Raw genomic sequence first — 22,384 nt, 5'->3', positions numbered from 1 at the left:
TTTTTTTATCTGTTTGGTTCATCGTCTTTTCTGTCCGCTGAAGGATTTTCTTCAGTATTCTCTTCCGGTTTTGGCGGTTCCACCATTTCCGGACGTTCTTCAGGCTGTTCTTCCTGCCCGTCTTTTTGTTCAGCACCTTCGCTGTCCATTTTTTCTTTAACTTCTTCATAAGATGCACCGATAGTTTCATCATCTTTTGAAGTGTCATCTTCCACCGGCTCATTATCGAACGTTCTGTCCGGTAATTTACCGTGATGGAATAATCCTTCAATCTGCTCTCTGTCGAGAGTTTCAACTTCAAGGAGTGTTTCAGCGATTAAGTTGAGCTGTTCCTGATGTTCAGTCAGTATCTGACGGCAGCGCTCGTATTGTGTCTTCACAATATTTTGCATTTCCTGGTCAATTTCGTAGGCGATGCTGTCTGAATAATTTGCATCATTCGACATTTCTTTACCTAAGAATACCTGACCGTTTGATTCACCGAACTGTATTGGTCCGAGCCTGTCACTCATGCCGTATTCGGTAACCATACTGCGTGCAATGCCTGTCGTTCTCTGGAAGTCATTATGCGCTCCTGTCGAAACTTCACCGAAGGTGATTTCTTCAGAAACACGGCCTCCGAGCAGACCGACGATTTTATCTTCGAGCTCAGGCTTCGTCATGAAGTAACGGTCTTCTTTAGGAAGCATTACCGCATAACCGCCAGCCTGGCCACGCGGAACGATTGTAACTTTGTGCACTGTCTCCGCATCATCCAGAACCATACCAATAATTGTGTGGCCCGCTTCGTGATAAGCAACAATATTTCGTTCTTTCTTACTCATGACACGGCTCTTCTTAGCCGGCCCTGCAATAACACGGTCTGATGCTTCGTCTACATCCCGCATATCAATTTTCTTCTTGCCTGAACGGGCAGCAACAAGGGCTGCTTCGTTTAACAGGTTCTCAAGGTCTGCACCCGAGAAGCCCGGCGTACGCTGAGCAAGCGCCGCGAGGTCAACTGTTTCATCCAGAGGCTTATTGCGTGCGTGTACTTTAAGTACCGCTTCACGGCCTTTAACATCTGGACGGCCAACCTGAATCTGTCTGTCAAAACGTCCTGGACGCAAGAGCGCAGGGTCAAGAATGTCTGGACGGTTAGTCGCTGCAATCATAATAACGCCTTCGTTTTCTGCAAACCCATCCATTTCAACAAGCAGCTGGTTAAGTGTCTGCTCACGCTCATCATGGCCGCCGCCGACACCTGCACCGCGCTGACGTCCTACAGCGTCAATCTCATCGATAAAGATAATACAAGGTGCATTTTTCTTAGCGTTTTCAAATAAATCACGTACACGTGAAGCTCCGACCCCGACGAACATCTCGACGAAGTCTGAACCGCTGATTGAGAAGAACGGCACACCTGCTTCACCTGCAACTGCACGTGCGATAAGTGTTTTACCTGTACCTGGAGGCCCCACTAAAAGGACACCTTTAGGAATACGGGCACCAATTTTGTCAAATCTGCGCGGATCTTTTAAGAAGTCTACAACTTCCACAAGTTCGGCTTTTTCTTCATCGGCACCGGCGACATCATCAAAGTGTACATCTGATTTTTTGCCTTTTTCATGAAGCTTCGCTTTACTCTTGCCGAAGTTCATCATTTTGCCGCCGCCGCCTCCACCGCCGCCTTGAGCCTGGCTCATGAGGAAGATGAAGAGGAAGAAAATAAGCAGTAATGGAATGAAAGTAATAAGCATACTCGTCCAAGGGCTCGGTTCTTCTTCCGGCGCTACTGTTAATGACAGACCATCCTGACTGCGGGCTGTATCCGTAATCTGATCCAGATCATCAACACTGTTATATGGAACTACAGAATTAAATGACTCCTGTTCGTTCTGGTCGGCTAGCCGACCTGTAATTAAATAAACGTTATTCTCTGGCTGAATCGTTAATTCAGCAACTTCTCCGGCTTCCAGTGCATCTAAGAACTCATTATACTGCAGCTCTTCTTCTGCTTGGCCGGCGCCGTTAAAGCGTTGGAAAATACCAAACATAACAACTGTTAGAATGGCGATAAGTAATATGTTACGGCCAGTATTTTTCGGCATCCGTAATCCTCCATTTCTAATGCATTACAAAAAATAGTAACAAAAATATCCTTTAACTTCCACTCATATGATTTAACTGTAAAATTCAGGTTTTAACAATCCGATATACGGAAGATTGCGGTACTGCTGCTCAAAATCAAGGCCGTATCCGACAACGAAACCATCCGGAATTTTAGTGCCGATGTATTTCACTTCGACATTCAGTTTTCTTTCAGGAACCGGTTTGTCGAGCAGCGTCACAATTTCAATCGATGCGGCTTTTCTGTACGTTAAAAATTCAATGATAGAGTTTAAAGTTGTGCCTGTCTCTACGATGTCTTCGACGATAATAATATGTCTGCCTTCCACTGATGTAGACAAGTCTTTCAGAATTTTAACTTCACCTGTTGATTTAGTGCCGACATAGCTCGAAACATCCATAAAATCAATTTCCATATGTGTATCGATATGTTTAATTAAGTCTGCCATAAACATAATAGAACCTTTCAGGAGACCTACAAGCACAGGAGTCTTGCCTTCGTAATCTTTAGTAATGCGCTCGCCGAGACGCTGGTTGATTGCTTCTATATCATCAACCGATAACACGATCTCGCTTATATCATTTTGAATTGTCATTATTAAACTCCTTCGTAATCTTTAATAGTCTGTTTTCAGATGGTTCAATTATATTATAAATTGTTCCAACTGCAATAATAATACCGTGTGAATTGACTGCGACAGGCATTTTCAGCCGTTCACCGGCCGGAACTTTTTTATCGATAAACAGCCGGCTGACTTTTTTGGTACCTACATTCTTAATATGTACTCTGTCGCCGTCAGCTTTCATCCGTAACGTCAGCGGCAGTTCCGATGCCGGCAGATTCACAGATATATGATAATCATTATAAATAAACTCGCCGTTATCCTCAATAGATAAACAGGAATCCGCCGGCAGTTCTTTCACCGGCGCCGCGCGGAAATATTCGTATTCGATATGAACCGCGCTGCTCCCCGCATCGAATACACTTTGCGCCGTCTTCGACTGCAGCAGATTATCGAGTGTTTCCAGAGCGGGCCTGCCAAGACGCACAGACACGCTGTTCAGCAGTACAGTAAGAATATATCTCCTGATAATGCTGCTGTGTTCTAAATATTTGCCCCGCGGCAGCCTGCCGCTGTACCTGCTGACGAATTGTTCCGCATAATCATAAGCGAAATCGCTGAGCTCATTTATATCTTCACGGACGTAAGACAACTGTTCTATATCAAGGGAAGCCGCTTGTTTTATTTCCGGAATGATATGATGTCTCACATAGTTCCGCGTATAGTCGTCTTCCGCATTGCTCGCATCTTCAAAATAGATCACCTTATTGAATGTCTGGTAAGACTGAATCTGCTCTTTCGTTACCTCTCTAAAGGGGCGGACAATAGTGTAAGCCCCTTTATCCTTTATATCCGGAATTCCGAGATTTCCGTAAAGATGACGCCCGGTCAGAAGCTGCTGCAGCACCGTTTCATACTGATCATCCCTATGATGTCCCATCAGCAGGTGCTGAATATTTAATTCTTTCATTACAGCGTCGAAAAATTCATAGCGTTTGATCCTGCCCTCACCTTGAGAAAAACCCTCTGTAAAGTTCAGTACTGCAATTTCTGAACGGATACCGTCCTCGCGGGTCATCTTTTCTATATATTCCGCTTCTTCTTTTGATGCCGCTCTCACATTATGATTGACATGTAGGACAGTGAGCGTTCTGTATGTATGTTTATATTTCCGGGTCAGAAGATGATACAGCACCATGGAATCTATGCCGCCGGACAAGGCCAGAGCGATATTGTCATCCGGGTTCCATGCAGTATTGATTTTCAAGCTCATCATTCACCGTCTCCCCACTCTCAATAAATAAGAAAAAGGCTAGAGCGAATTGCTCCGGCCTCTTAATATAATTATTTACGTCCTCTTCCGCCGCGGCGCGATTCTGCTTGTCTTTTAATTGTAGACATTCTTTCTTCACTGTCTTTTAAGAAACCTGATAATTTCTTCTCAAAGTCTTCCGGAGACGGTGTTTTTGCACGCGGTTTCGGTTTTGGTTTATCCTGTGCTTTTTTAATAGATAAGCTTATCTTGTTATCGTCACCTATCGTTAGCACTTTAACTTCGATTTCGTCACCGACTTTTAAATGTTCGTTGATGTCCTCTACGTACTTATCTGCTACTTCACTGATGTGAACTAACCCTGTTTTTCCGCCTGGCAACTGAACAAACGCACCAAATGGTTTGATTCCTGTAACTTTGCCGATAACTTTACTGCCCGCTTCAACTGACATGTTTATTTAATATCCTCCCAAAATCATTATACATTCCTATATTACCATTAAATAAAAGAATAATCATTATATAAGCAATGATTATTCTTCAGCCTGCTCCTGTTCTTCTCCCTCTTGATCCGGCAGGTTAAATATCAATTCTCCTTCTTCCGATAAAAAGAACTCGCTGCGTGCGATACGCAGGATGTAATTATCATCATTAAGCTGCCTGATCTGCTGTTCGAGATCGGAATGCTGCTTGTTTTTATCTTCCAGCACTTCAGTCGTTGCCAGTACTTCACTGTACAGTTCTTCATTTGCCTGTTTCTGATTGAATGCAACGAGCAGAAGTACGATGGCAATCCCGAGAAGAATACTTCCAAAAAACATAGTACGGCGGCGTGAAACACGCGATTCACTCGCTAACCGTTTCTTTTCGCTATCCCGTTTTTTCGTATAGTTATTCAGGAGTCTGACTACCTTATTGCTCATCTTATCACATCCAATCTTTATCTTGTATTCACTATCTATTATATACAAGATACAGGAAAAATACGTGACAATCTATTAAAAATCTGATTCTTTTTCAATTTTCTCTTCATTTAGAACTTTATACATCCGGTCTGTTTCATCTTTTTTCGCTTTCTCGTTCAGCTCCAGTATTTCATACGTCACAATACTGCGTCCAAAACGGATTTTAAGCGTATCCCCCACTGCAAGTGCTGTACTTGCTTTGGCAGGCCGTCCGTTTACTTCAATGCGCCCTTCGCTGCTGATTTCCTTTGCAAGCGTGCGGCGTTTAATGATTCTTGATACTTTTAGAAATTTATCGAGTCTCATAATCATCATCCTCTGTAATAATGTCATGCAGCGGTATATCTTTGTGAATTGTTTCTTGCATCCACTTCAGCACCGCCTCAGCATATTCTTTTTCATGCTTCACCTTCGGCTTCTTGCCTTCCGCTTCTTTAGCTTTCGTCCAGACTTTATTTAAGTCATCCATATTTTCAACCGTTTCATCGCTGAAGACATGCGGGTGACGGTGCACTAATTTTTTATTCAGCGAAGCAAGTATGTCATAAAAGTCAAAGTAGCCGTCTTTCTTGCCGATGGCAGCATGAAGTGCTACCTGCAGAAGAATATCTCCCAGTTCTTCAACCAGACCGTCATCGTCTTCTTTCTCAATCGCTTCAATCACTTCATATGACTCCTCAAGCAAATACCGTTCAAGCGATGCATGAGTCTGCACCTTATCCCACGGACAGCCGTCTTCACCGACGAGTTTGTCAAAAATGTTAATCATATGCCCGAGCGACTTGTTATCGTACTGTTCCCCGGCCGCTCTCGGCACAAACATGCACAGGAGATTGGAGTCCGGCACATGAAAGTCTATCTCTGCAATTGTGCTCTCGATAATTTTTTCATCGATACTGCCGGCCTTGTCCACTAGAAATACCGGAGCATCATAATTATAATACTCGAGCAGCGTGACCTTCACCTCGCTGACAGACAGCTGATCGTAGACCTGGGTAATGAGTGTATGTTTTCTGTAATCAAGGTCCTGTACATCGAGTGCCGTCCCATCCAGCAGCTGGAAGTTTTCATTCACCGGTATTTTAAGCGCTGTAATCACATCATCGATAAAACTCTGTCCGCCTGCAAGCTCAACATGGACTATGCCAGTTTTATCGGCCTCCAAAAGACGTTCCGTCGTTGTTTCATAGACCATCGGATGACCCGGCACTGCGTAGAGTACATCTTCTGTTTCAGCTGCTTTCAGCAGGGTGTTTGTAATGCGTTCGTAGGTGTCTTCGAAAGTATCATTTTGTTCATAGTAAGAATCAAAGCTTATAACTTCGGCCCCTTCATCCTCCAGCATCTTTACTGCGGGATGGTCCAGCGTGCGCACATATATTTTTCCGGCGGCTTTCAGCTCTTTGTAAACGCCGAGCGGCATCTTATCGGTGTCCGATGTGCCGAGCCCGATAATTCTTATCGTATTCATCTGACTGCCTCCATTCTGCTGTCCTGTATTGCGCTCATAATATTAACGAGTTCCTTAATATTTTTAGAACGGATCGTTAAACGGATTTCCCCGTCTTTAACTGAAATTTTCAATATTCTGCTGTAATCCTGTGTATCCTGGAACAGTTTCTCGCCGCTGATTTCTTCCGTCGCGGCTTTTGAAACGTTCAGATAATAATGCCGCGCATCTTCCGACACTTTGTAAATACCGAACATAAGCGCGTAAACCTTCACTTTTACGAGTTCGATTAAATTCACGACTTCTTCAGGGTATTCACCGAAACGGTCAATAAGCTCATCTTCAATATCCTGGATATCCGCCAGTGAATTCGCTTTTCTTAAACGTTTGTAAATATCTATTTTCGACTGTTCATGTGTAATGTAAGTCGCCGGGATATAGGCATCCGCTTCAATATTAATCGGAATATTGACCGGTTCTTCTTCCTGTTCAATCCCCTGTTTTTCCTGAACTGCACTTTCAAGCATGTCGCTGTACATCTCATAACCAACCGAATCGATAAATCCTGACTGGTTCTTACCGAGCAGGTTACCGGCGCCGCGGATATTCAAATCGCGCATAGCAATCTTAAACCCGCTGCCGAGTTCTGTATATTCCTTAATGGCTTCAAGACGTTTTTCCGCCACTTCCGTCAGCACTTTATTCGGCTGATGGAAGAGATATGCATAGCTGATTCTGTTGCTACGGCCAACCCGGCCGCGCAACTGGTACAGCTGGCTCAAGCCGAAGCGGTCGGCATCTTCAATAATCAGCGTATTGGCATTCGGCACATCCACACCGGTTTCAATAATCGTCGTTGTGACTAAAACATCAAATTCACCATTGACGAAATCGAGCATTGTTTCTTCGATCTGCTTCTCCGTCATCTTGGCATGCATCACACCGACCGACGCATCCGGCACCAGCATTTCAACGTGCGCCTGCTTGTTATAAATTGTGTCGACTCTGTTGTGCAGGTAAAACACCTGCCCGCCTCTCGCAAGTTCCCGTTCAATTGCTTCCTTAACAAAATTTCCGTTATATTCCAAAACATAAGTCTGCACCGGGAACCTGTTTTCAGGAGGAGTTTCTATTACCGATAAATCCCGGACGCCCGTCAGACTCATATGGAGAGTTCTCGGAATCGGCGTCGCCGTCAAAGTCAGCACATCGACATTATTTTTCATCTGTTTAATTGCTTCTTTGTGTTTGACGCCAAAACGCTGCTCTTCATCAACAATTAAAAGACCGAGGTCTTTATACTCAATCGATTTCCCAAGTATTTTGTGCGTGCCGACTACGATATCAATGCGTCCTTCTTTTAAGCCCTCTGCTGTTTCACGGTTCTCCTTTGCCGTCCTGAAGCGCGACATCATCGCAACATTGACAGGATAATCTTCAATCCGTTCAATCAGACTTTCGAAGTGCTGGGCGGCAAGTATCGTCGTCGGCACTAAAAATGCCACCTGTTTGCCATCCTGCACCGCTTTAAAAGCAGCTCTGATTGCGACTTCAGTTTTACCGTAACCGACATCGCCGCATAAGAGACGGTCCATCGGTTTCGGATCTTCCATATCCTTCTTAATCTCATGCACGCTCGCCAGCTGATCCGGCGTCGGTTCATACGGGAAGCGCGCTTCAAAAGCTTCCTGCATTTCGGTGTCCGGACTGAACTGGAAACCTTTCGACTGCGCACGTTCCTGATACAGCCTGATTAATTCTTCAGCAATATCGTTGACGTTCGCTTCAACTTTGGCTTTCGTTTTTTTCCATTCCACGCCGCCAAGTTTATGCATTTTAGGCGAACCGTCGTCACTCGCAACATACTTTTGCACGAGATCCATCTGGTCCACCGGCACGTAAAGCTGATCAGTCCCTTTGTACTGCAGTTTCATATAATCACTGTGAATACCGCCAACCTGCAGCGTTTCTATGCCGAGATAGCGTCCGACCCCGTGATGCACGTGGACAATGTAGTCCCCGACATTTAATTCCTGATAGGATTTAATCTTTTCAGCATTCGATATTTTCTGTTTACGCTTTTTGCGCTTTTGAACTTTATTGTACAGTTCTTTCGATGTTAAAATCGCAGCGCTCATATACGGCAGAATAAACCCTGTCGCCATGCTGCCGGTAGTCAGTACTATTCCCGAGTCTTCAGGGATATCGTTAATAAAGCTCGGTATTTTTAAGTCTTCCAGCAGCTGCTTCGTCTTATTCAGTTCATCTTCATCGCGCAGTATAATATTGACTAAATAATTGTTATCCAGCATGCCGTTTAAATTCGAGGCGAGAATATCATACTGACCATAATAGATTTCCGTTGGTTTGACAGAGATCTTAATCATTTCACCGATAGCGACAGGCATGCTCTTCATAAATAAATTGAAATATGTCACGCCTTTAAGATTTAACAGACGCTCGTACTGACCCTCCAGATAATTAGCTGCTCCGGTGAACATCTGTCCCGCTTCCATCACTGAAGCGAAATAGTTATGCACTGCCTCAAACTCCGCGTCATACGATGTTTTCACGGCATTGACGTCATCGACGAACACCCGGTGGGCGGGCGTTAAATAGTCAAGCAGCGATTTATCGTGATCCTCCAGAAGATGCGCAAACTGCGCAAGGTGGTTCCCCAGCTGATCCGGATGTGTCACAACATCATAATATTCCTCCAGAGCTTCTTTCGTCACACCTTCAAGCCCCTCAGCGGTCTGCTCGTATAATTCATCAATTTTACTGAGCAGCTCTTCACGCTCGCTCGCCTCAACAATATACTCTGCATATGGTTCCAGTGTAATGCTGTCGATATTCTGCAAAGACCGCTGTGTTTCAGGATCAATCAGACGGAGCGAATCGATTTCATCATCGAAAAGTTCCAGGCGGAGAAAAGAGTCGTGCATGTAAATATCAAAGATATCTCCGCGGACCGCAAATTCGCCGAAATTCTGAGCCTGGTTCATGCGCTTATATCCCAGGCTGACGAGGAATTCTATCAGCTCATCGTAATTTACCGTGCCGCCGAGCTGCAGCGTTTTTTCGTAGGACAGCAGCTTGTCTTTTGGCATCAGCGGTTTTAAGAGCCCGTGCACAGGTACGATAAAGAGCCCTGGTTTCTCATGAGCAAGTGCATATAATGCAGTCATTCTTGCTTTCATAAAATCAGGGCTTTGCTTTGATAAACTTTCAATCATAATATCGCCGACAGGGAATGTGTACACATTGTCCATAACGTCCATCATACTGTTGGCGAGCTTCTCCATATGATGGTTGTTTTCAACAAAAACGACTTGAGGTTCCGTTGAATTCTGTGTCAATTCTTTCAGCAGGACCGGCTTAAAGTCATCATTTACACCTGTGACGAGCAGGTTTTTATCACTCTTGTAATTTAAAATGCCTTTGACGCGTTCATCATTTAGTATTCTAGCACTTATTTTTTTATGCATTGACATCACCATTATACTTGTTCATCACGTCTAAAAACGGTGCAGTAACAAAGCTCCGGCAGGCTTCACTGGATGTATCGAGCACCTTATCCAGTATTTTCGAGTCTGCTTCAGAGAATTTACCGAGCACATAGTTCGTTACCGGCACGCCTGCAGGCGGGCGCTCAATACCGAGACGGATACGATTATATTTTTCACTTCCGAAATGCTGTGTCAGTGACTTAATGCCGTTATGCCCGCCGCCGCTTCCTTTTTGACGCAGACGGATACGGCCAAGCGGCAAGTCCAGATCATCGTAAATAACAACGATATCTTCAAGTTCAATATTGTAGTAATCAATGAGCGGGCGCACACCTTCACCTGATAAATTCATAAAAGTCTGAGGCTTTACGAGCATTACTTTTTCTCCGTTTAATAAACCTGTGCCGTAATGACATTTAAACTTTGTTTTATCAAGATCGATGTTAGTATCACTGCTCAATCTGTCTATCGTCATAAATCCGATATTGTGACGTGTCTTTTCGTATTTTGGACCCGGATTTCCGAGACCGATAAAACATTTCATTCCATCACCTCATCAACGTTAAAAAAGGCGATGGAAAGTCCACCGCCGTTGTTATTTTTCTTGTTATTACTCTTCGTCCGCCTGATCATTTTTCTGAGCAGTTGCTTCAACTTCCACGCTTTCTTCTTCAGCGTTTTCATCTTCTTCCGGCTCTTCAGTTGGCGCACTTACGATTACTACTGCATCAGTATCTTCGTTTTCAATCACGAAGTTACCTTTAGAGCGGATGTCTTCAACATGAATTGAATCTCCGATGTTAAGTTCAGAAATATCTACTTCGATAGTTTCTGGAATATCAGCCGGTTTAGCCGTTACAGACACTTCGAATAATGGCTGTTCAAGAACGCCGCCTTCTTTTTGTCCCGGTGCTTCGCCCTCTAGAACGATTTGTACTTCTACCGTTACTTCAGTCTGCATATTGATTGCAATGAAGTCGATGTGAGTAATTTGGTTTTTAAGTGCATCGAACTGATAATCGTTAACCATTACCTGAGTAGTTCCTTCAGCCACTTCAAGGTCGATAACCCCGTTACGTCCGACTTCGCGAATTACTTTAATAAATTCGTTCTCATCTACTGATAATGATGTATTTTCTGTTTCAAAACCGTATACGACAGCAGGTACTTTACCATTTTGACGTAATTCTTTAAGTTCTGACTGTTTTGATTTCTCAGCTCTTTTGTTTGAGGCTAATTTAGCCATAATTATTTCCACCTTTCATCTAATACAAGTCTATTATAATAACGCCTATCCTAACACATAGCCACGCATTATAATACCACAAAATACAGCAGTTTGTAAAAAAACTGCTAAATTATCATGTTTGGTCGAATAAAATGCTCACTGATTCTTGTTCGTGAACTCTCACGATTGCCTGAGCAAGCAGTTCGCCAACAGACAATTCCGTAATTTTCTCGATTTTCTTTTCTTCCGGCAGCTGGATGGAGTTGGTTACGACAAGCTCTTTAATTACAGAGTCCTGGATGCGTTCGATTGCCGGACCTGACAGCACCGGGTGCGTACAGCATGCGTAAACGTCTTTGGCACCTTTGTCCACTAAGGCTTGCGCTGCAGTTTTAATCGTTCCGCCTGTATCGATAATATCGTCGATAATAATTGCGGTTTTCCCGTTAATTTCTCCAACGATGTTCATTACTTCCGACACATTCGGACGCGGGCGGCGTTTATCGATGATTGCAATTGGAGCTTTCAAACGGTCTGCCATACGGCGGGCACGGGTCACTCCGCCATGGTCAGGTGAAACGATGACTACTTCTTCAAGGTCAATACCTTCATGTTCAAGGAAGTAATCACTTAAAATCGGTACTCCCATCAGGTGATCGATTGGAATATCGAAGAATCCCTGGATTTGAGGGGCATGAAGATCAAGTGAAATCACACGGTCTGCGCCTGCAGTTTCAATAATGTTTGCAACGAGCTTCGCTGTAATTGGTTCGCGTGCACGGCTCTTGCGATCCTGACGGGCATAGCCGTAATACGGCATAACAACATTGATTGTGTTGGCTGACGCGCGCTTCAGCGCATCAAGCATAATCAGCAATTCCATCAGGTTTTCGTTTACCGGCTGGCTTGTCGGCTGAATAACGAATACGTCGCAGCCGCGCACACTTTCTTCAACGTTGACCTGGACTTCTTCATCCGAAAAGCGGTTTACAGTACATTTACCAAGCGGGATACCGATATGTTCCGCAATTTCACGTGCTAATGGTTCGTTGCCTGTCAACGTAAATAATTTCATCTTAGAATTTTTGTTTTGATTACTAGATGCTAACATTTTGATCCTCCAAGTATTATTTTTTATAATAGCCTTCTTTTGTCGTCTGCTTATTTCGTGCAATCGCCAAACTGTCATCAGGCACATCGTCTGTAATCGTCGACCCGGCCGCTGTAATAGAACGGCTGCCTACCGTTACCGGGGCAACAAGATTCGTGTTGCAGCCGATGAACGCATCTGCACCGATTGTCGTTTTAAACTTGTTGACCCCGTCGTAATTAACCGTAATCGCGCCGCAGCCGATATTCGTCCTCTCGCCGATTTCCGCATCGCCGATATAGCTCAGGTGCGATACTTTCGCGCCGTTTTTTAACTCCGACTTCTTAACTTCAACAAAGTTTCCAATCTTCACAGCTTCTCCCAGCTTCGCTCCCGGGCGCAGCTGCGCATACGGGCCGACGGTTGTACCGCTGCCGACTTCTGCATCGGTTACTACCGAATGTTTAATTTCCGCCTTATCGCCGATTACGCTGTTGCTGATTTCACAATTGGCCGAAATAATCGCATTTTCTCCGATTACCGTATCGCCTTTAATAACAGTGTTAGGATAAATAATAGTATCCATACCAATTCTAACACTTTCATCGATGTATGTGTTCGAAGGATCGATAATTGTTACACCTTGTTTCAAATGCCTTTCGTTGATACGCTGCCTTAAAAGTTCTGAGGCACGCGCTAAAAGCAGGCGGTTGTCCACATTAATAATTTCATTCTTATCCGCGGTGACAAAAGCGCCGACGCGGGCCCCTTTACTGCTTAAAAGACCGATGGCGTCAGACAGATAATACTCTTGTTCGGGATTATCATTCGAAATCTTATCGAGCACTTTAAACAGTTCACGATTATTAAAGATGGCAGCACCTGCGCTGACTTCTTTAATTTCTTCCTGCTCAAGCGTAATTTCAGTTTCTTCCAGTATCTCTTTGACCGTGCCGTTTTCTTTACGCAGCACACGGCCGTAATTAGTCGGATCATCAGCATAGGCGGATAGCACAGTTGCCTTTAGTCCTGTTTTTTCGTGGTCAGCAATTAAATTTTTGACCGTTTCCGGGGAAATGAGCGGTGTATCTCCGAAAATAATCAGCGTATTGCCCTCGGCGCCTTCAAGTTCCGGCGCCGTCTGCTTAACAGCATGAGCCGTGCCAAGCTGTTCTTTTTGGACTGTAATTTTAACGTCCTCCGGCAGTATTTCGGCAACCGCATCCTGGTCCGAACCTGACACGACATGGATATCACTGATTCCCGCCGTTTTCACGGTGTTAATTACCCTCGTAATCATCGGAATTCCGCAGACTTCATGCAATACTTTGGGTTTCTTTGAATTCATTCTTTTGCCGACACCTGCAGCAACAATAATCACTCTCGTTTGCATAATTAACCCCCATCATAATACGATATTCTAATTATATTTCAGTCCATGGTATCTTTCAAGACGAAACTTAGGCCGGACCACACCGGCCCGGCCTAAACTTTCTCTGTCTATTTATCATTTTCTGCAGTATCTACCGATACTTCCGGTGAATCTTCATTTTTCATGTTTTCTTCTTTAGCAGTGTTTGAGTCATCGGCGTTCTCTTCATCAACCTGCTCCGGTGTTTTTTCATCATCTGCCGGATCTGATTCCACAGTCGGCTCGCTCACATTTTCTACCGCTTCTTCAGACGCATCAGCAGTTTCCTCGTAAACACGCATGACCTCTTCCTGCACATGCTGACGCATGTCGGAATTAATCGGATGGGCAATATCTCTGAACTCCCCGTCCGGAGTCCGCTTACTCGGCATCGCAACGAACAGTCCGTTATTACCATCTATTACACGCAAATCGTGAATAACAAATGACTCATCAAATGTTACAGAAACTAAAGCTTTCATTCTTGTATCCTGATTATTGACTTTTCTTAGTCTTACGTCTGTTATTTTCATGTGTCTGTTCCTCCATAGATTTATGTTTTAGATCTTCTGTGTAAAACCTATCTAGCTTAGAACCCCACTCAAATCAACAGTTACTCGAAAGATGCAACAATCTCAATCTCCACTTTTGCATCTAATGGGAGACGACTAACTTCTACACATGATCTTGCAGGTAATTTACCCGTAAAGTATTTAGCGTAAACCTCGTTAATCACTGCAAAGTCGTTCATATCGGCGATAAAAATAGTCGTCTTTACGATGTTGCTGTAGCCGAGACCGGCCGTTTCCAGTACAGCTCCGATATTGTCGAGAACTTGTTTAGCCTGCTCAGCGACATCATCTGAAACAATCTTTCCTTCCAGTGTTAACGGCACCTGACCTGAAGAATAGAATAAATTCCCCGTTCTTACTCCGTGGCTGTATGGTCCTACTGCTGCTGGTGCTTTGTCTGAATTAATTGGCTGCATCCTAATCATCCTCCGTAAATTAAATTTACTTGCCTGTAATGTAATCTAAACAGTTTCCTTCTTCCACTACAAATGATTCGTTAAATTCATCTATTCTCGATACCTTAAGCAGTGATGTGTAATCGTTAAATCTGCGGTTCGCAACTTCTTTTGCTTCAACCAGGACGCTGACACCGACAACTGTCGCGTTGAATTCCTCCATCAGATTCGTCACACCGGTAATCGAACCGCCGGCGCGAAGAAAATCATCTACTACAAGAACGTTAGAGCCTTCTTTAAGCGTGCGTTTTGACAGCACCATCGTCTCAATTTTACGCGTTGAACCGGAAACGTAGTTTATCGAAACTGTAGAGCCTTCTGTCACTTTGTTATCTTTACGGATAACGGCCACCGGCACATTCAGTTTGCGCGCCACAGCATTTGCGAGTGAAATTCCTTTGGTTGCAACGGTGACGACCGAGTCAATTTCCAAGTCACCGTACATCGTCGCAATTAAATCACCGATATCATTCATCATTTTCGGGTCGCCCATAATATCTGACATATATAAATAGCCGCCCGGAAGAAGACGCTCCCGCGCTTCGAGCTCCGTTTTAAATTCCGCGATAATACTCTCAGCACGTTCTACACTTATTTTAGGAATAAACATTGCGCCGCCGTTAGCGCCCGCTGTCGTTTGAAGTATACCGAGACCTTCCGCATTCAGAACATCTTTAATAATGCGGATATCTTCACTGATAGAAGACTTGGCCTGGCTGAATTTATCGACAAAAGTCGTTAAGGGTATCAATTTATTTGGATTGGTAATTAAATGCTGGGTCATGTAGACCAGCCGTTCGCTGCGTTTATATTTCATAGTCTAACTCCTAAACCGTATTATAGGTATTGATTTTACCATATAAGTTCGGATTTTAATACTTATCCAAGCAATCTTATTCGATAAACTTCAGCACAGCAGCCCATCATTGCGTTATACAGATGGACAGATTGGCGTTCTTTTCTGACGATGCCAAACACAGTCGGCCCGCTGCCGCTCATAAGCGCACCATCAGCGCCCGATTCTTTCATATTGCCAAGCAGTTTTCTGACCTGCGGATATTTTTTCACCGTTACTTCTTCAAGGTCATTTTTCAATGTTCCGAGTATTTGTTCGTAATCCTCGTCTATAATTGCTTTTTTCATTAACCCCGATGCCGGCTTATTCTTTCCAGGTTTCAGTGCGCCGTAAATTGTCTTTGTAGACACACTGACAGACGGTTTTGCCAGCACCACCCATGCATGCGGCGGTTTTGGCAGCCGTTCGATAATCTCGCCGCGTCCGGTTGCGAGCGCAGTGCCTCCGTATACACAAAAAGGAATATCGGACCCGAGTTCTGATGACAAGGCTGCGAGCTCGTCCAGTCCTACACCGAGCTTGTACAGCGCATTCATTCCCCTGAACGTCGCGGCAGCATCAGCAGAACCGCCGGCAAGACCTGCAGCAATTGGAATATGCTTATCGATATTAATCGTGACGCCCGTTTTAATTTTGTAGCGGCGCATCATCAGCTGAGCAGCCTGATAGGCAAGATTGCGCCGATCAGTCGGCACAAACTGATGATCGGATTCAATGATGATTTTTCTGTCTCTACGCTTTTTAAATGATAAATTATCGTTTAAATCGACAGTTGTCATCACCATGCTGACCTCGTGATAACCATCATCGCGTTTATACAGCGTATCCAGAGTTAAATTAATTTTTGCTGGTGCGATTTCATAATGCATAGTTCATAGTCCTTTGCCAGATTTTTTCGAAATATATATGTGTTATTTTATCATATAACAAAGGTGAATATTGATGGTATTTTTAAAGATTAACATGAGGAGTGAGCTTGAGGGTGTTCTGGTTTTACCGGGCGGGTGTCGCCGCTGCGAAAACTGGGGAGTCCATACATTAAAAAAGCACCGGACCCGCAGGATTCCGGTGCTCTTACATATTATTCATCATTTTTACGTTTATTAAATGCCCACAGCACAAGCAGAAAGCTCACCGCGACCCAGGCAGCCAGAATGATAAATTCCATTGCTCCGCCGCTGCCTTCAAGTACAAACATGTGCTGATATATCGGGAAGTATTCTGCAATTTTAATCGCTGTGCTGTCCGCATCTGAAACCAGCATTTCAATATACGGTGTAAAACCGAAGATGAACATAATCGGAATAATATATACCGATGTCGTTGCAACTGATTTCACAATGAGGCCAAGCCCTATTCCCACATTCAGGAAAAACAGTCCTGTCAGCACGAGACTGATTATATTTTCCACAGTCCAGTAGTTTTCCGGTCCGATAATTATAATTGAAGCAACGAGTGATATTATTGTCATCAGCGTCACCACCATGCTCTTGCCGAGAATAATATCGATAATTGTCGCCGGCGACTGCAGCAGTCCTCTTAACGTATCTTTTTCGTTTTCTTCAGCAATCATCGTCATAACCGCACTGAACATTACGGCAGAAAAGACGACTCCTGCAAGAATTCCAAGTATTTCCGGCGGTATTTCGCCTTCCGCCCCTGCACCGATTCCCACTCTTGAAAAGAACACCGCCATCAGTATTGGAATCAGCACCGATGTAAACAGCATCATATTTTTCATAAATTCTTTCAGATCTTTTTCAAATATTGCCATCGCTCTTGTCATATTCATTTAAACCAGCTCCTTACCAGTTACTTTTTTAAACACTTCTCCAAGTGTCGGGAAATCTGTTCTGACATCGGCAACTTCTTCGCTGAACAGTACATTATTAAGCAGCTGTCTGTTTTCCTCTTTTTTCTCCACTGTTTTCATCGTGCCGTCGTTATAAGTAATATGGACTTCCTCGCGCTTGTATTTATGTCTTAAGTCAGATGGCGCCCCTGAATCCTGAATAATTCCCTGATACAAAAAGGCGACCTTATCACATAGACGTGTTGCCTCATCCATATTGTGTGTCGTGAGTAAAATAGTCGTACCCTCATCACGCAGCTCCTCAAGCATGTCGTGAATTTTTTCAGTGGTCGTCGGATCGAGTGCTGATGTCGGCTCATCGAGAAATAAAATCGCCGGTCTGTGAATGACCGCTTTACATAAAAGAATTCTCTGCTTCATTCCTTTGGATAACTTGGATACAGTTTTATCGATTTCACTTTCGAGTCCTACATCTTTCAGTACTTTTTCAACTGACCCTTTCGGCGCATTGTACAGTTTTCTGAACAGCTCCAGATTATCTTTGACTGTCAGTCTTTCATACAAAGAACTTTTATCAGATAAAATCCCAAGGCTGCTGACATAATCATTTTTCGCGAACTGTTTATAGTTGTAGCTATTAACATTCACCTCTCCGCCCGACGGTTTAAATTCACCTGTCATAATTTTAATAGTTGTGGTCTTCCCCGAACCGCTCGGGCCAAGCAGTCCGAAAATCTGTCCCGCTTCCACATTAAATGTAATACCGCGCAGGGCGCGTTCACTGCCGAATGACTTTTCAAGTTCGTTTACCTGGATCATGCTCATATGATTACCTCCAATTATTTTGCTTCCGCTCTCTTAACTAAAGTTTAGACTCAAAATAAAAACACCGCGATATAATCGCGGTGAGTTGTAGGAAATAAATATTGAACTGTGTACTATATCTATCCGCCGGGCTGTTAAATTCCCGAAGTGTACAGCACAGCTCTGAACTGTACTACAATGTTTTAGCACGTTTCAGCACTGCTAAATAGACTGAGAAGGTCGTCAAACCTAACCATACCAGCATAATAACGTAGGGCATTACACCAGCGTTATTATGTATCGCCATTAATTGATATACAGGAGTGAATTCAGCTAATTTCATTAAAAGGTGGCTGTCATTCAGAAAAAACGTTTCAATAATAGGTGTCATTCCTAATAAAAACAAGACGGCCACACCGTAAACAGTCGAAGTCGACTGCAGCTTAGCAAGCAGTCCCGCAATTAATCCTAAATTCAGGAATATCAAAGCTGCAATACTTAATCCTGATACAAGAGGCCAGCTGAGCACATCTGCTTGTCCTGCAATAAGGAGGGAGATAACAGTAACTGCTGCAGTAATAAATAATACCAGTATACTCCTGCCTGCTATACCATTCATTAAATCCGATACATTATGTGTAACAAGCTTCAATAAATCATGTTCATTTTCTTCGGCGTATAACATTAAGGGAACATTGGTTGCTATTGAAGCAAGTGCTGTCCCGAGGAGTATAAATATCATTACATCCGGCAAATCCTCTCTGACATTGCGTGCCGGTGTACTGTACATCAAAGCCATAATCGGAGGCATGAGCAAGACTGTCAGAACTGCATAGTTTGTAAAATATTCTCTAATATCTCTATATATCGTCGCCCGTATTTTAAATAGATTCATAAGGTCACCTTTTTATAATTTTAGTAATTTATCCTGTATTTCGTTGAATTTAGTTCGGGATAACGGGATTCTGGACTTTTCCGAATTATCGATAATGACAGAATAAGTGTTTTTAGACCATGTAATAATTTCTTTTACTTTATGAAGATTGACGAGATAAGAACGGTGGCATCGGTAAAAACCGTGAGCTTCGAGCTGTTCTTCTGCCCCCTGCAGGGTCGATTCCATTATAAATTTCTCCGAACCGAGATTAATGTATACTTTACCATCATGACTTTCCAGATATTCAATCTCTTCTATAGTGACAAAAATCGTTTTATCATGTGCTTTCACTTTAATTTTGCTCACATTAGAAGAGCTGTTATCTTCAGTATTATCTGTTGTCTCAACTGTCTCGAGCCCCTGGTCGCTTAATTTCATAACATCCGGCTGAACTATAAAGGCATCTTCCAGTCTCGACGATGCCACCAACAATGATTTCTCTTGCTGAATAAGCTGTTCTTTCATTTTATGAAACAGATGAATGTTATCATTAACTGTATTTAAAAATGGATCGATAAAAACTATATACTGATTATTGCTGAGCAGAGCATGGATATAAGTCAGTTTCTGAATTTCAGTCCGGTTCAACTTTGACAGGCTTGATACGGAGTCTGTAATATTAAACTGCCGGATTAAATCTTCTGTTTTCAATGGACTGTTGTACCATTTTCTCAAATATTCAATATGCACTTTTAAATTCAGCCGTTTATAATATAAAAGGCCGCCTGAAAATACATGGGCACCTGCCTTCTCCATCGTATCGGAAAAAGTTTCAGCGAGCTCATACGGTATTTGCACTGCAAGACTTTTGCCGGCCCTCATTTTAATTTTTCCATTAGACGGACCGGCCGTGATTTTTTGAATTTCTATATCCATTGTCATTGCTCCTGTCGTATGAAATCTCTTTAAATTTACCATGGAAACGTAATCATGACAATTTCACTGAAAAGATTAAGCAAAAGTCTTTATTTTCAATTCGAAATACTGTATATTAATAAACAGTTACAAAATGTAACTTAATAATAAATGAACACCCCGGAGGAATTATACAATGACTAAAATTGGTATTGTTACAGGAAGTACACGTGACTCACGCGTTAACTTACAAGTTGCAGAGTGGCTTAAAGACTTTGCTGAAAAATTAGATACAGGTGCTGAATTCGAAATCGTAGATATTAAAGATTACGAAGCACCATTGTTTAAAGAATCTTTACCGCCGTTAATGGCTAATAAACAATACGGTTCTGATGTAATCAATAACTGGTCAGCTAAAATTGATTCACTTGACGGTTATATTTTTGTTACACCTGAATACAATAAAGCTGTTTCACCGGCACTAAAAAACCTTCTTGACTACATCGGACCTGAATTCGGTAATAAATCAGCAGGAATCGTTGGCTACGGCTCAACTTTAGGTGTTGCTGCAACACTTTCACTGCGTCAAATTCTTTCTAACTTTAATGTGGCAACTGTTGGACCTTTCGGTGCATTCAGCCTGTTCACTGACTTTGAAGAAATGTCTAAATTTGCCCCTGCTGAAATACACAACCCGACTATTGAAGCTGTAATCACTACTACAGTTAACTGGGCTAACGGACTTAAATCAATCAGATAAGACAGATAAAAAACCTTTCAGGAACTTTGTCCTGAAAGGTTTTTTATTTAAAAGCCGAAAGAATCGTTAAATTTTTCAAGCACCGCCTGGTGTGCTTCTGCATTATTAAATGTATTATCCACGAGTGCACCCAGCCTGAACAGAATATCATCGTTCTCGATTCCTTCTGAGCCGAAGTCCTGATCCAGAATATATACATATCCCGGAACAATATTTGCTTTCATATATGACAAAATCGGTTTCAGCTGCTGTTCCGCCACCAGATAATGTCTGAGTGAGCCCGCAGTAATAATCATGCCGATGGTTTTATTCAGTAATGCATCCGGCGGCAGCAAGTCAAATAAGTTTTTTAAAGGCCCCGGTATGGATGCCTGGAATATCGGTGTGCCGATAAATACGACATCCGCTTCCATTATTTTAGTCAGTGCTTCAGTTGTCGCACCGCCGTAGTCCAAATAATTTCTGCCATCGCTGAACGGCATATCGTAATCTTTTAAGTCGATATATTCAACTTCGTGAACGTTTAATGATTCAACCTTTTCTCTGAGTGCCGTCGTCGCTTTCCGTGTTTTGCTCCCGACGACTGAACCGCTGATGATTACTGCTTTCATTATTGTTCCCCCTGTGGTTTTGTATATTTTTTAATGGCAGGCAGTATCTTTTCGCCAATAATGTCTATATTACGTTTAATATCATCCAGTGTCACACCGCCGAAATCCAGCTGGGCGATATAACGGTCATGATTAAATAATTCATGCTGATAAAGAATTTTCTCAATAATCAGATCAGGATCGCCAACGTTAATTACACTGCGATAGTCCTGACCCTCGGCAAAGCTCTGCTTCGGGAAGCCCTGACCGTTCGATTTTTTCATGCCTTCATTAATATGAGGGTAGTATTTTCTGTATGCTTCAAGTTTATCTTCATGTGCAAAGAAAAATCCAGCAGTCGCTACAGGTAGTTTAGACACATCGTAGCCTCTTTCTTCCGCCGTCTGTCTGTATAAATCAATACGGCTCTTAAAGGCTTCAGCCGGCCCGCCGAGGTGCGCCTGATACATCGGCACTCCCGCGAGACCTGCTTTATGGGCAGAAGCCATTGAACCTCCGACCGCCCGCCAAATCGGCAGTCCGTTCTTATCATTTTCAGGACGCGGAATGACATGAGCATTTTTTAAAGGCGCACGGAATTCTCCCTGCCAGTTCACATACTCATTTTCATTTATATTTAACAGAAGATTAAACTTTTCTTCAAACAATGCTTCATAATCATTCAGACTGTAGCCGAGTAAATCATAGAGCCCGACACGTGAAGCCCGGCCGGCAATAATTTCCATGCGTCCGCCTGAAATAAGATCGATTGTCGATGCATCTTCAAATACACGCACCGGGTCCGATGTACTGATAATCGTTGAGCCTGAAGCAATTTTTATCTGCTTTGTCACTTGTGCAATGGCCGATAAAATAATCAGATGAGCCTGAGACGCGAAATAATCCTGATGGGATTCACCGATCTGAAAGGTATCAATTCCCGCCTGTTCTGCGTACTCAGCCGTTTCGATAATTTCTTTAATACGCTGGCTTGCAGGAATTCTCTGTCCTGTATGCGGATTCGGTAAATGATCTCCGAGGGTATACAGACCAAATTCAAGCCCCTGGCTTTTATCGATTTCCGGCATGATATGAAGGTTATTTGTATTCATAAATCACACTCCGTATATTATATAGTTCTAAT

At 43.2% G+C, this 22,384-nt stretch carries 22 protein-coding genes and 1 pseudogene; 1 reads left to right on the top strand and 22 read right to left on the bottom strand.

Features of this window, described 5'->3' with window-relative positions:
- Positions 1–5: 5 nt before the first annotated feature.
- The 20 genes and pseudogenes from ftsH to DFR63_RS00580 all read right to left on the bottom strand — a co-directional run bounded on the left by ftsH (position 6) and on the right by DFR63_RS00580 (position 19,911).
- Positions 6–2,090 (bottom strand): ATP-dependent zinc metalloprotease FtsH, encoded by a 2,085-nt coding sequence (ftsH, locus tag DFR63_RS00675; RefSeq protein ID WP_115883860.1) that lies wholly within the window; start codon positions 2,088–2,090, stop codon positions 6–8.
- A 72-nt stretch (positions 2,091–2,162) separates the two neighbouring features.
- The gene (gene hpt / locus DFR63_RS00670; protein ID WP_415708178.1) at positions 2,163–2,705 is read right to left on the bottom strand and encodes a hypoxanthine phosphoribosyltransferase; all 543 of its coding nucleotides are present in this window, start codon (positions 2,703–2,705) and stop codon (positions 2,163–2,165) included.
- A complete protein-coding gene (tilS, locus tag DFR63_RS00665; protein ID WP_115883859.1) occupies positions 2,689–3,948 on the bottom strand; it encodes a tRNA lysidine(34) synthetase TilS in 1,260 nt (419 codons plus the stop codon). The genes hpt and tilS overlap by 17 nt, the downstream gene beginning before the upstream one ends.
- A gap of 68 nt (positions 3,949–4,016) precedes the next feature.
- Complete coding sequence (locus DFR63_RS00660; protein WP_115883858.1) at positions 4,017–4,397, bottom strand: S1 domain-containing RNA-binding protein; 381 nt, start codon at positions 4,395–4,397, stop codon at positions 4,017–4,019.
- A gap of 81 nt (positions 4,398–4,478) precedes the next feature.
- Positions 4,479–4,868 carry an FtsB family cell division protein gene (locus DFR63_RS00655; RefSeq protein WP_115883857.1) on the bottom strand — a complete coding sequence of 130 codons (390 nt, stop codon included), beginning with the start codon at positions 4,866–4,868 and terminating at the stop codon, positions 4,479–4,481.
- Between the two features lie 75 nt (positions 4,869–4,943).
- Positions 4,944–5,216, bottom strand: coding sequence for an RNA-binding S4 domain-containing protein (locus DFR63_RS00650; protein ID WP_115883856.1), 273 nt, complete (start codon positions 5,214–5,216; stop codon positions 4,944–4,946).
- A complete protein-coding gene (locus DFR63_RS00645; protein WP_115883855.1) occupies positions 5,203–6,381 on the bottom strand; it encodes a MazG nucleotide pyrophosphohydrolase domain-containing protein in 1,179 nt (392 codons plus the stop codon). Before DFR63_RS00645 ends, DFR63_RS00650 begins: the two co-directional genes overlap by 14 nt.
- Complete coding sequence (gene mfd / locus DFR63_RS00640; protein ID WP_115883854.1) at positions 6,378–9,848, bottom strand: transcription-repair coupling factor; 3,471 nt, start codon at positions 9,846–9,848, stop codon at positions 6,378–6,380. The genes DFR63_RS00645 and mfd overlap by 4 nt, the downstream gene beginning before the upstream one ends.
- A complete protein-coding gene (gene pth, locus DFR63_RS00635; protein ID WP_115883853.1) occupies positions 9,841–10,413 on the bottom strand; it encodes an aminoacyl-tRNA hydrolase in 573 nt (190 codons plus the stop codon). The genes mfd and pth overlap by 8 nt, the downstream gene beginning before the upstream one ends.
- Positions 10,414–10,479: 66 nt before the next feature.
- Entirely contained in the window at positions 10,480–11,115 is a 636-nt protein-coding gene (locus DFR63_RS00630) for a 50S ribosomal protein L25/general stress protein Ctc (RefSeq protein ID WP_115883852.1), read from the bottom strand.
- A 115-nt stretch (positions 11,116–11,230) separates the two neighbouring features.
- Positions 11,231–12,208, bottom strand: a complete 978-nt coding sequence (locus DFR63_RS00625) for a ribose-phosphate diphosphokinase (protein WP_115883851.1) — start codon at positions 12,206–12,208, stop codon at positions 11,231–11,233.
- Positions 12,209–12,224: 16 nt separating this feature from the next.
- Positions 12,225–13,580, bottom strand: coding sequence for a bifunctional UDP-N-acetylglucosamine diphosphorylase/glucosamine-1-phosphate N-acetyltransferase GlmU (gene glmU, locus DFR63_RS00620; protein WP_115883850.1), 1,356 nt, complete (start codon positions 13,578–13,580; stop codon positions 12,225–12,227).
- 236 nt (positions 13,581–13,816) lie between these two features.
- Positions 13,817–14,131 (bottom strand): annotated as a pseudogene (gene spoVG, locus DFR63_RS11885) (septation regulator SpoVG); the annotation flags it as partial.
- 80 nt (positions 14,132–14,211) lie between these two features.
- Positions 14,212–14,586, bottom strand: a complete 375-nt coding sequence (locus DFR63_RS00610) for a RidA family protein (RefSeq protein ID WP_115883848.1) — start codon at positions 14,584–14,586, stop codon at positions 14,212–14,214.
- A gap of 25 nt (positions 14,587–14,611) precedes the next feature.
- Complete coding sequence (gene purR / locus DFR63_RS00605; RefSeq protein WP_115883847.1) at positions 14,612–15,442, bottom strand: pur operon repressor; 831 nt, start codon at positions 15,440–15,442, stop codon at positions 14,612–14,614.
- A gap of 62 nt (positions 15,443–15,504) precedes the next feature.
- On the bottom strand, positions 15,505–16,350 hold the full coding sequence (gene ispE, locus DFR63_RS00600) for a 4-(cytidine 5'-diphospho)-2-C-methyl-D-erythritol kinase (protein WP_115883846.1): 846 nt from the start codon (positions 16,348–16,350) through the stop codon (positions 15,505–15,507).
- Positions 16,351–16,562: 212 nt separating this feature from the next.
- Positions 16,563–17,273: an ABC transporter permease gene (locus tag DFR63_RS00595; RefSeq protein ID WP_115883845.1), complete on the bottom strand. Its 711-nt coding sequence runs from the start codon at positions 17,271–17,273 to the stop codon at positions 16,563–16,565.
- Positions 17,274–18,119, bottom strand: coding sequence for an ABC transporter ATP-binding protein (locus tag DFR63_RS00590; RefSeq protein WP_115883844.1), 846 nt, complete (start codon positions 18,117–18,119; stop codon positions 17,274–17,276). It lies immediately after the preceding gene.
- Positions 18,120–18,291: 172 nt separating this feature from the next.
- The gene (locus DFR63_RS00585; protein ID WP_115883843.1) at positions 18,292–18,993 is read right to left on the bottom strand and encodes a hypothetical protein; all 702 of its coding nucleotides are present in this window, start codon (positions 18,991–18,993) and stop codon (positions 18,292–18,294) included.
- A 12-nt stretch (positions 18,994–19,005) separates the two neighbouring features.
- Entirely contained in the window at positions 19,006–19,911 is a 906-nt protein-coding gene (locus DFR63_RS00580) for a LytTR family DNA-binding domain-containing protein (RefSeq protein ID WP_162842242.1), read from the bottom strand.
- A gap of 175 nt (positions 19,912–20,086) precedes the next feature.
- Between DFR63_RS00580 and DFR63_RS00575 the strand changes: the two genes are divergently transcribed.
- On the top strand, positions 20,087–20,650 hold the full coding sequence (locus tag DFR63_RS00575) for an NADPH-dependent FMN reductase (protein ID WP_115883841.1): 564 nt from the start codon (positions 20,087–20,089) through the stop codon (positions 20,648–20,650).
- Between the two features lie 47 nt (positions 20,651–20,697).
- Here the strand turns inward: DFR63_RS00575 and DFR63_RS00570 are convergent, their stop codons facing one another.
- The gene (locus DFR63_RS00570; RefSeq protein WP_115883840.1) at positions 20,698–21,261 is read right to left on the bottom strand and encodes an NADPH-dependent FMN reductase; all 564 of its coding nucleotides are present in this window, start codon (positions 21,259–21,261) and stop codon (positions 20,698–20,700) included.
- The gene (locus tag DFR63_RS00565; protein ID WP_245954096.1) at positions 21,261–22,352 is read right to left on the bottom strand and encodes an LLM class flavin-dependent oxidoreductase; all 1,092 of its coding nucleotides are present in this window, start codon (positions 22,350–22,352) and stop codon (positions 21,261–21,263) included. Before DFR63_RS00565 ends, DFR63_RS00570 begins: the two co-directional genes overlap by 1 nt.
- Between the last annotated feature and the right edge of the window lie 32 nt (positions 22,353–22,384).

It is taken from the genome of Jeotgalicoccus halotolerans, assembly GCF_003387165.1.
In the GTDB taxonomy this organism is placed as follows: domain Bacteria; phylum Bacillota; class Bacilli; order Staphylococcales; family Salinicoccaceae; genus Jeotgalicoccus; species Jeotgalicoccus halotolerans.
Note: the sequence above shows the minus strand (reverse complement) of the source record. Positions and strands in the feature narration are given on the sequence as shown.

Coding starts and splice junctions, on each gene's coding strand:
- DFR63_RS00595 (WP_115883845.1), bottom strand. CDS start 17,273: ATGAATATGACAAGAGCGATGGCAATATTTGAAAAAGATCTGAAAGAA.
- pth (WP_115883853.1), bottom strand. CDS start 10,413: ATGAAATGTTTTATCGGTCTCGGAAATCCGGGTCCAAAATACGAAAAG.
- glmU (WP_115883850.1), bottom strand. CDS start 13,580: ATGCAAACGAGAGTGATTATTGTTGCTGCAGGTGTCGGCAAAAGAATG.
- DFR63_RS00570 (WP_115883840.1), bottom strand. CDS start 21,261: ATGAAAGCAGTAATCATCAGCGGTTCAGTCGTCGGGAGCAAAACACGG.
- DFR63_RS00610 (WP_115883848.1), bottom strand. CDS start 14,586: ATGCAGCCAATTAATTCAGACAAAGCACCAGCAGCAGTAGGACCATAC.
- DFR63_RS00630 (WP_115883852.1), bottom strand. CDS start 11,115: ATGGCTAAATTAGCCTCAAACAAAAGAGCTGAGAAATCAAAACAGTCA.
- DFR63_RS00655 (WP_115883857.1), bottom strand. CDS start 4,868: ATGAGCAATAAGGTAGTCAGACTCCTGAATAACTATACGAAAAAACGG.
- ftsH (WP_115883860.1), bottom strand. CDS start 2,090: ATGCCGAAAAATACTGGCCGTAACATATTACTTATCGCCATTCTAACA.
- DFR63_RS00580 (WP_162842242.1), bottom strand. CDS start 19,911: ATGGATATAGAAATTCAAAAAATCACGGCCGGTCCGTCTAATGGAAAA.
- hpt (WP_415708178.1), bottom strand. CDS start 2,705: ATGACAATTCAAAATGATATAAGCGAGATCGTGTTATCGGTTGATGAT.
- DFR63_RS00660 (WP_115883858.1), bottom strand. CDS start 4,397: ATGTCAGTTGAAGCGGGCAGTAAAGTTATCGGCAAAGTTACAGGAATC.
- DFR63_RS00590 (WP_115883844.1), bottom strand. CDS start 18,119: ATGAGCATGATCCAGGTAAACGAACTTGAAAAGTCATTCGGCAGTGAA.
- DFR63_RS00625 (WP_115883851.1), bottom strand. CDS start 12,208: ATGTTAGCATCTAGTAATCAAAACAAAAATTCTAAGATGAAATTATTT.
- DFR63_RS00645 (WP_115883855.1), bottom strand. CDS start 6,381: ATGAATACGATAAGAATTATCGGGCTCGGCACATCGGACACCGATAAG.
- tilS (WP_115883859.1), bottom strand. CDS start 3,948: ATGATGAGCTTGAAAATCAATACTGCATGGAACCCGGATGACAATATC.
- DFR63_RS00575 (WP_115883841.1), top strand. CDS start 20,087: ATGACTAAAATTGGTATTGTTACAGGAAGTACACGTGACTCACGCGTT.
- mfd (WP_115883854.1), bottom strand. CDS start 9,848: ATGCATAAAAAAATAAGTGCTAGAATACTAAATGATGAACGCGTCAAA.
- DFR63_RS00585 (WP_115883843.1), bottom strand. CDS start 18,993: ATGAATCTATTTAAAATACGGGCGACGATATATAGAGATATTAGAGAA.
- DFR63_RS00650 (WP_115883856.1), bottom strand. CDS start 5,216: ATGAGACTCGATAAATTTCTAAAAGTATCAAGAATCATTAAACGCCGC.
- ispE (WP_115883846.1), bottom strand. CDS start 16,350: ATGCATTATGAAATCGCACCAGCAAAAATTAATTTAACTCTGGATACG.
- DFR63_RS00565 (WP_245954096.1), bottom strand. CDS start 22,352: ATGAATACAAATAACCTTCATATCATGCCGGAAATCGATAAAAGCCAG.
- purR (WP_115883847.1), bottom strand. CDS start 15,442: ATGAAATATAAACGCAGCGAACGGCTGGTCTACATGACCCAGCATTTA.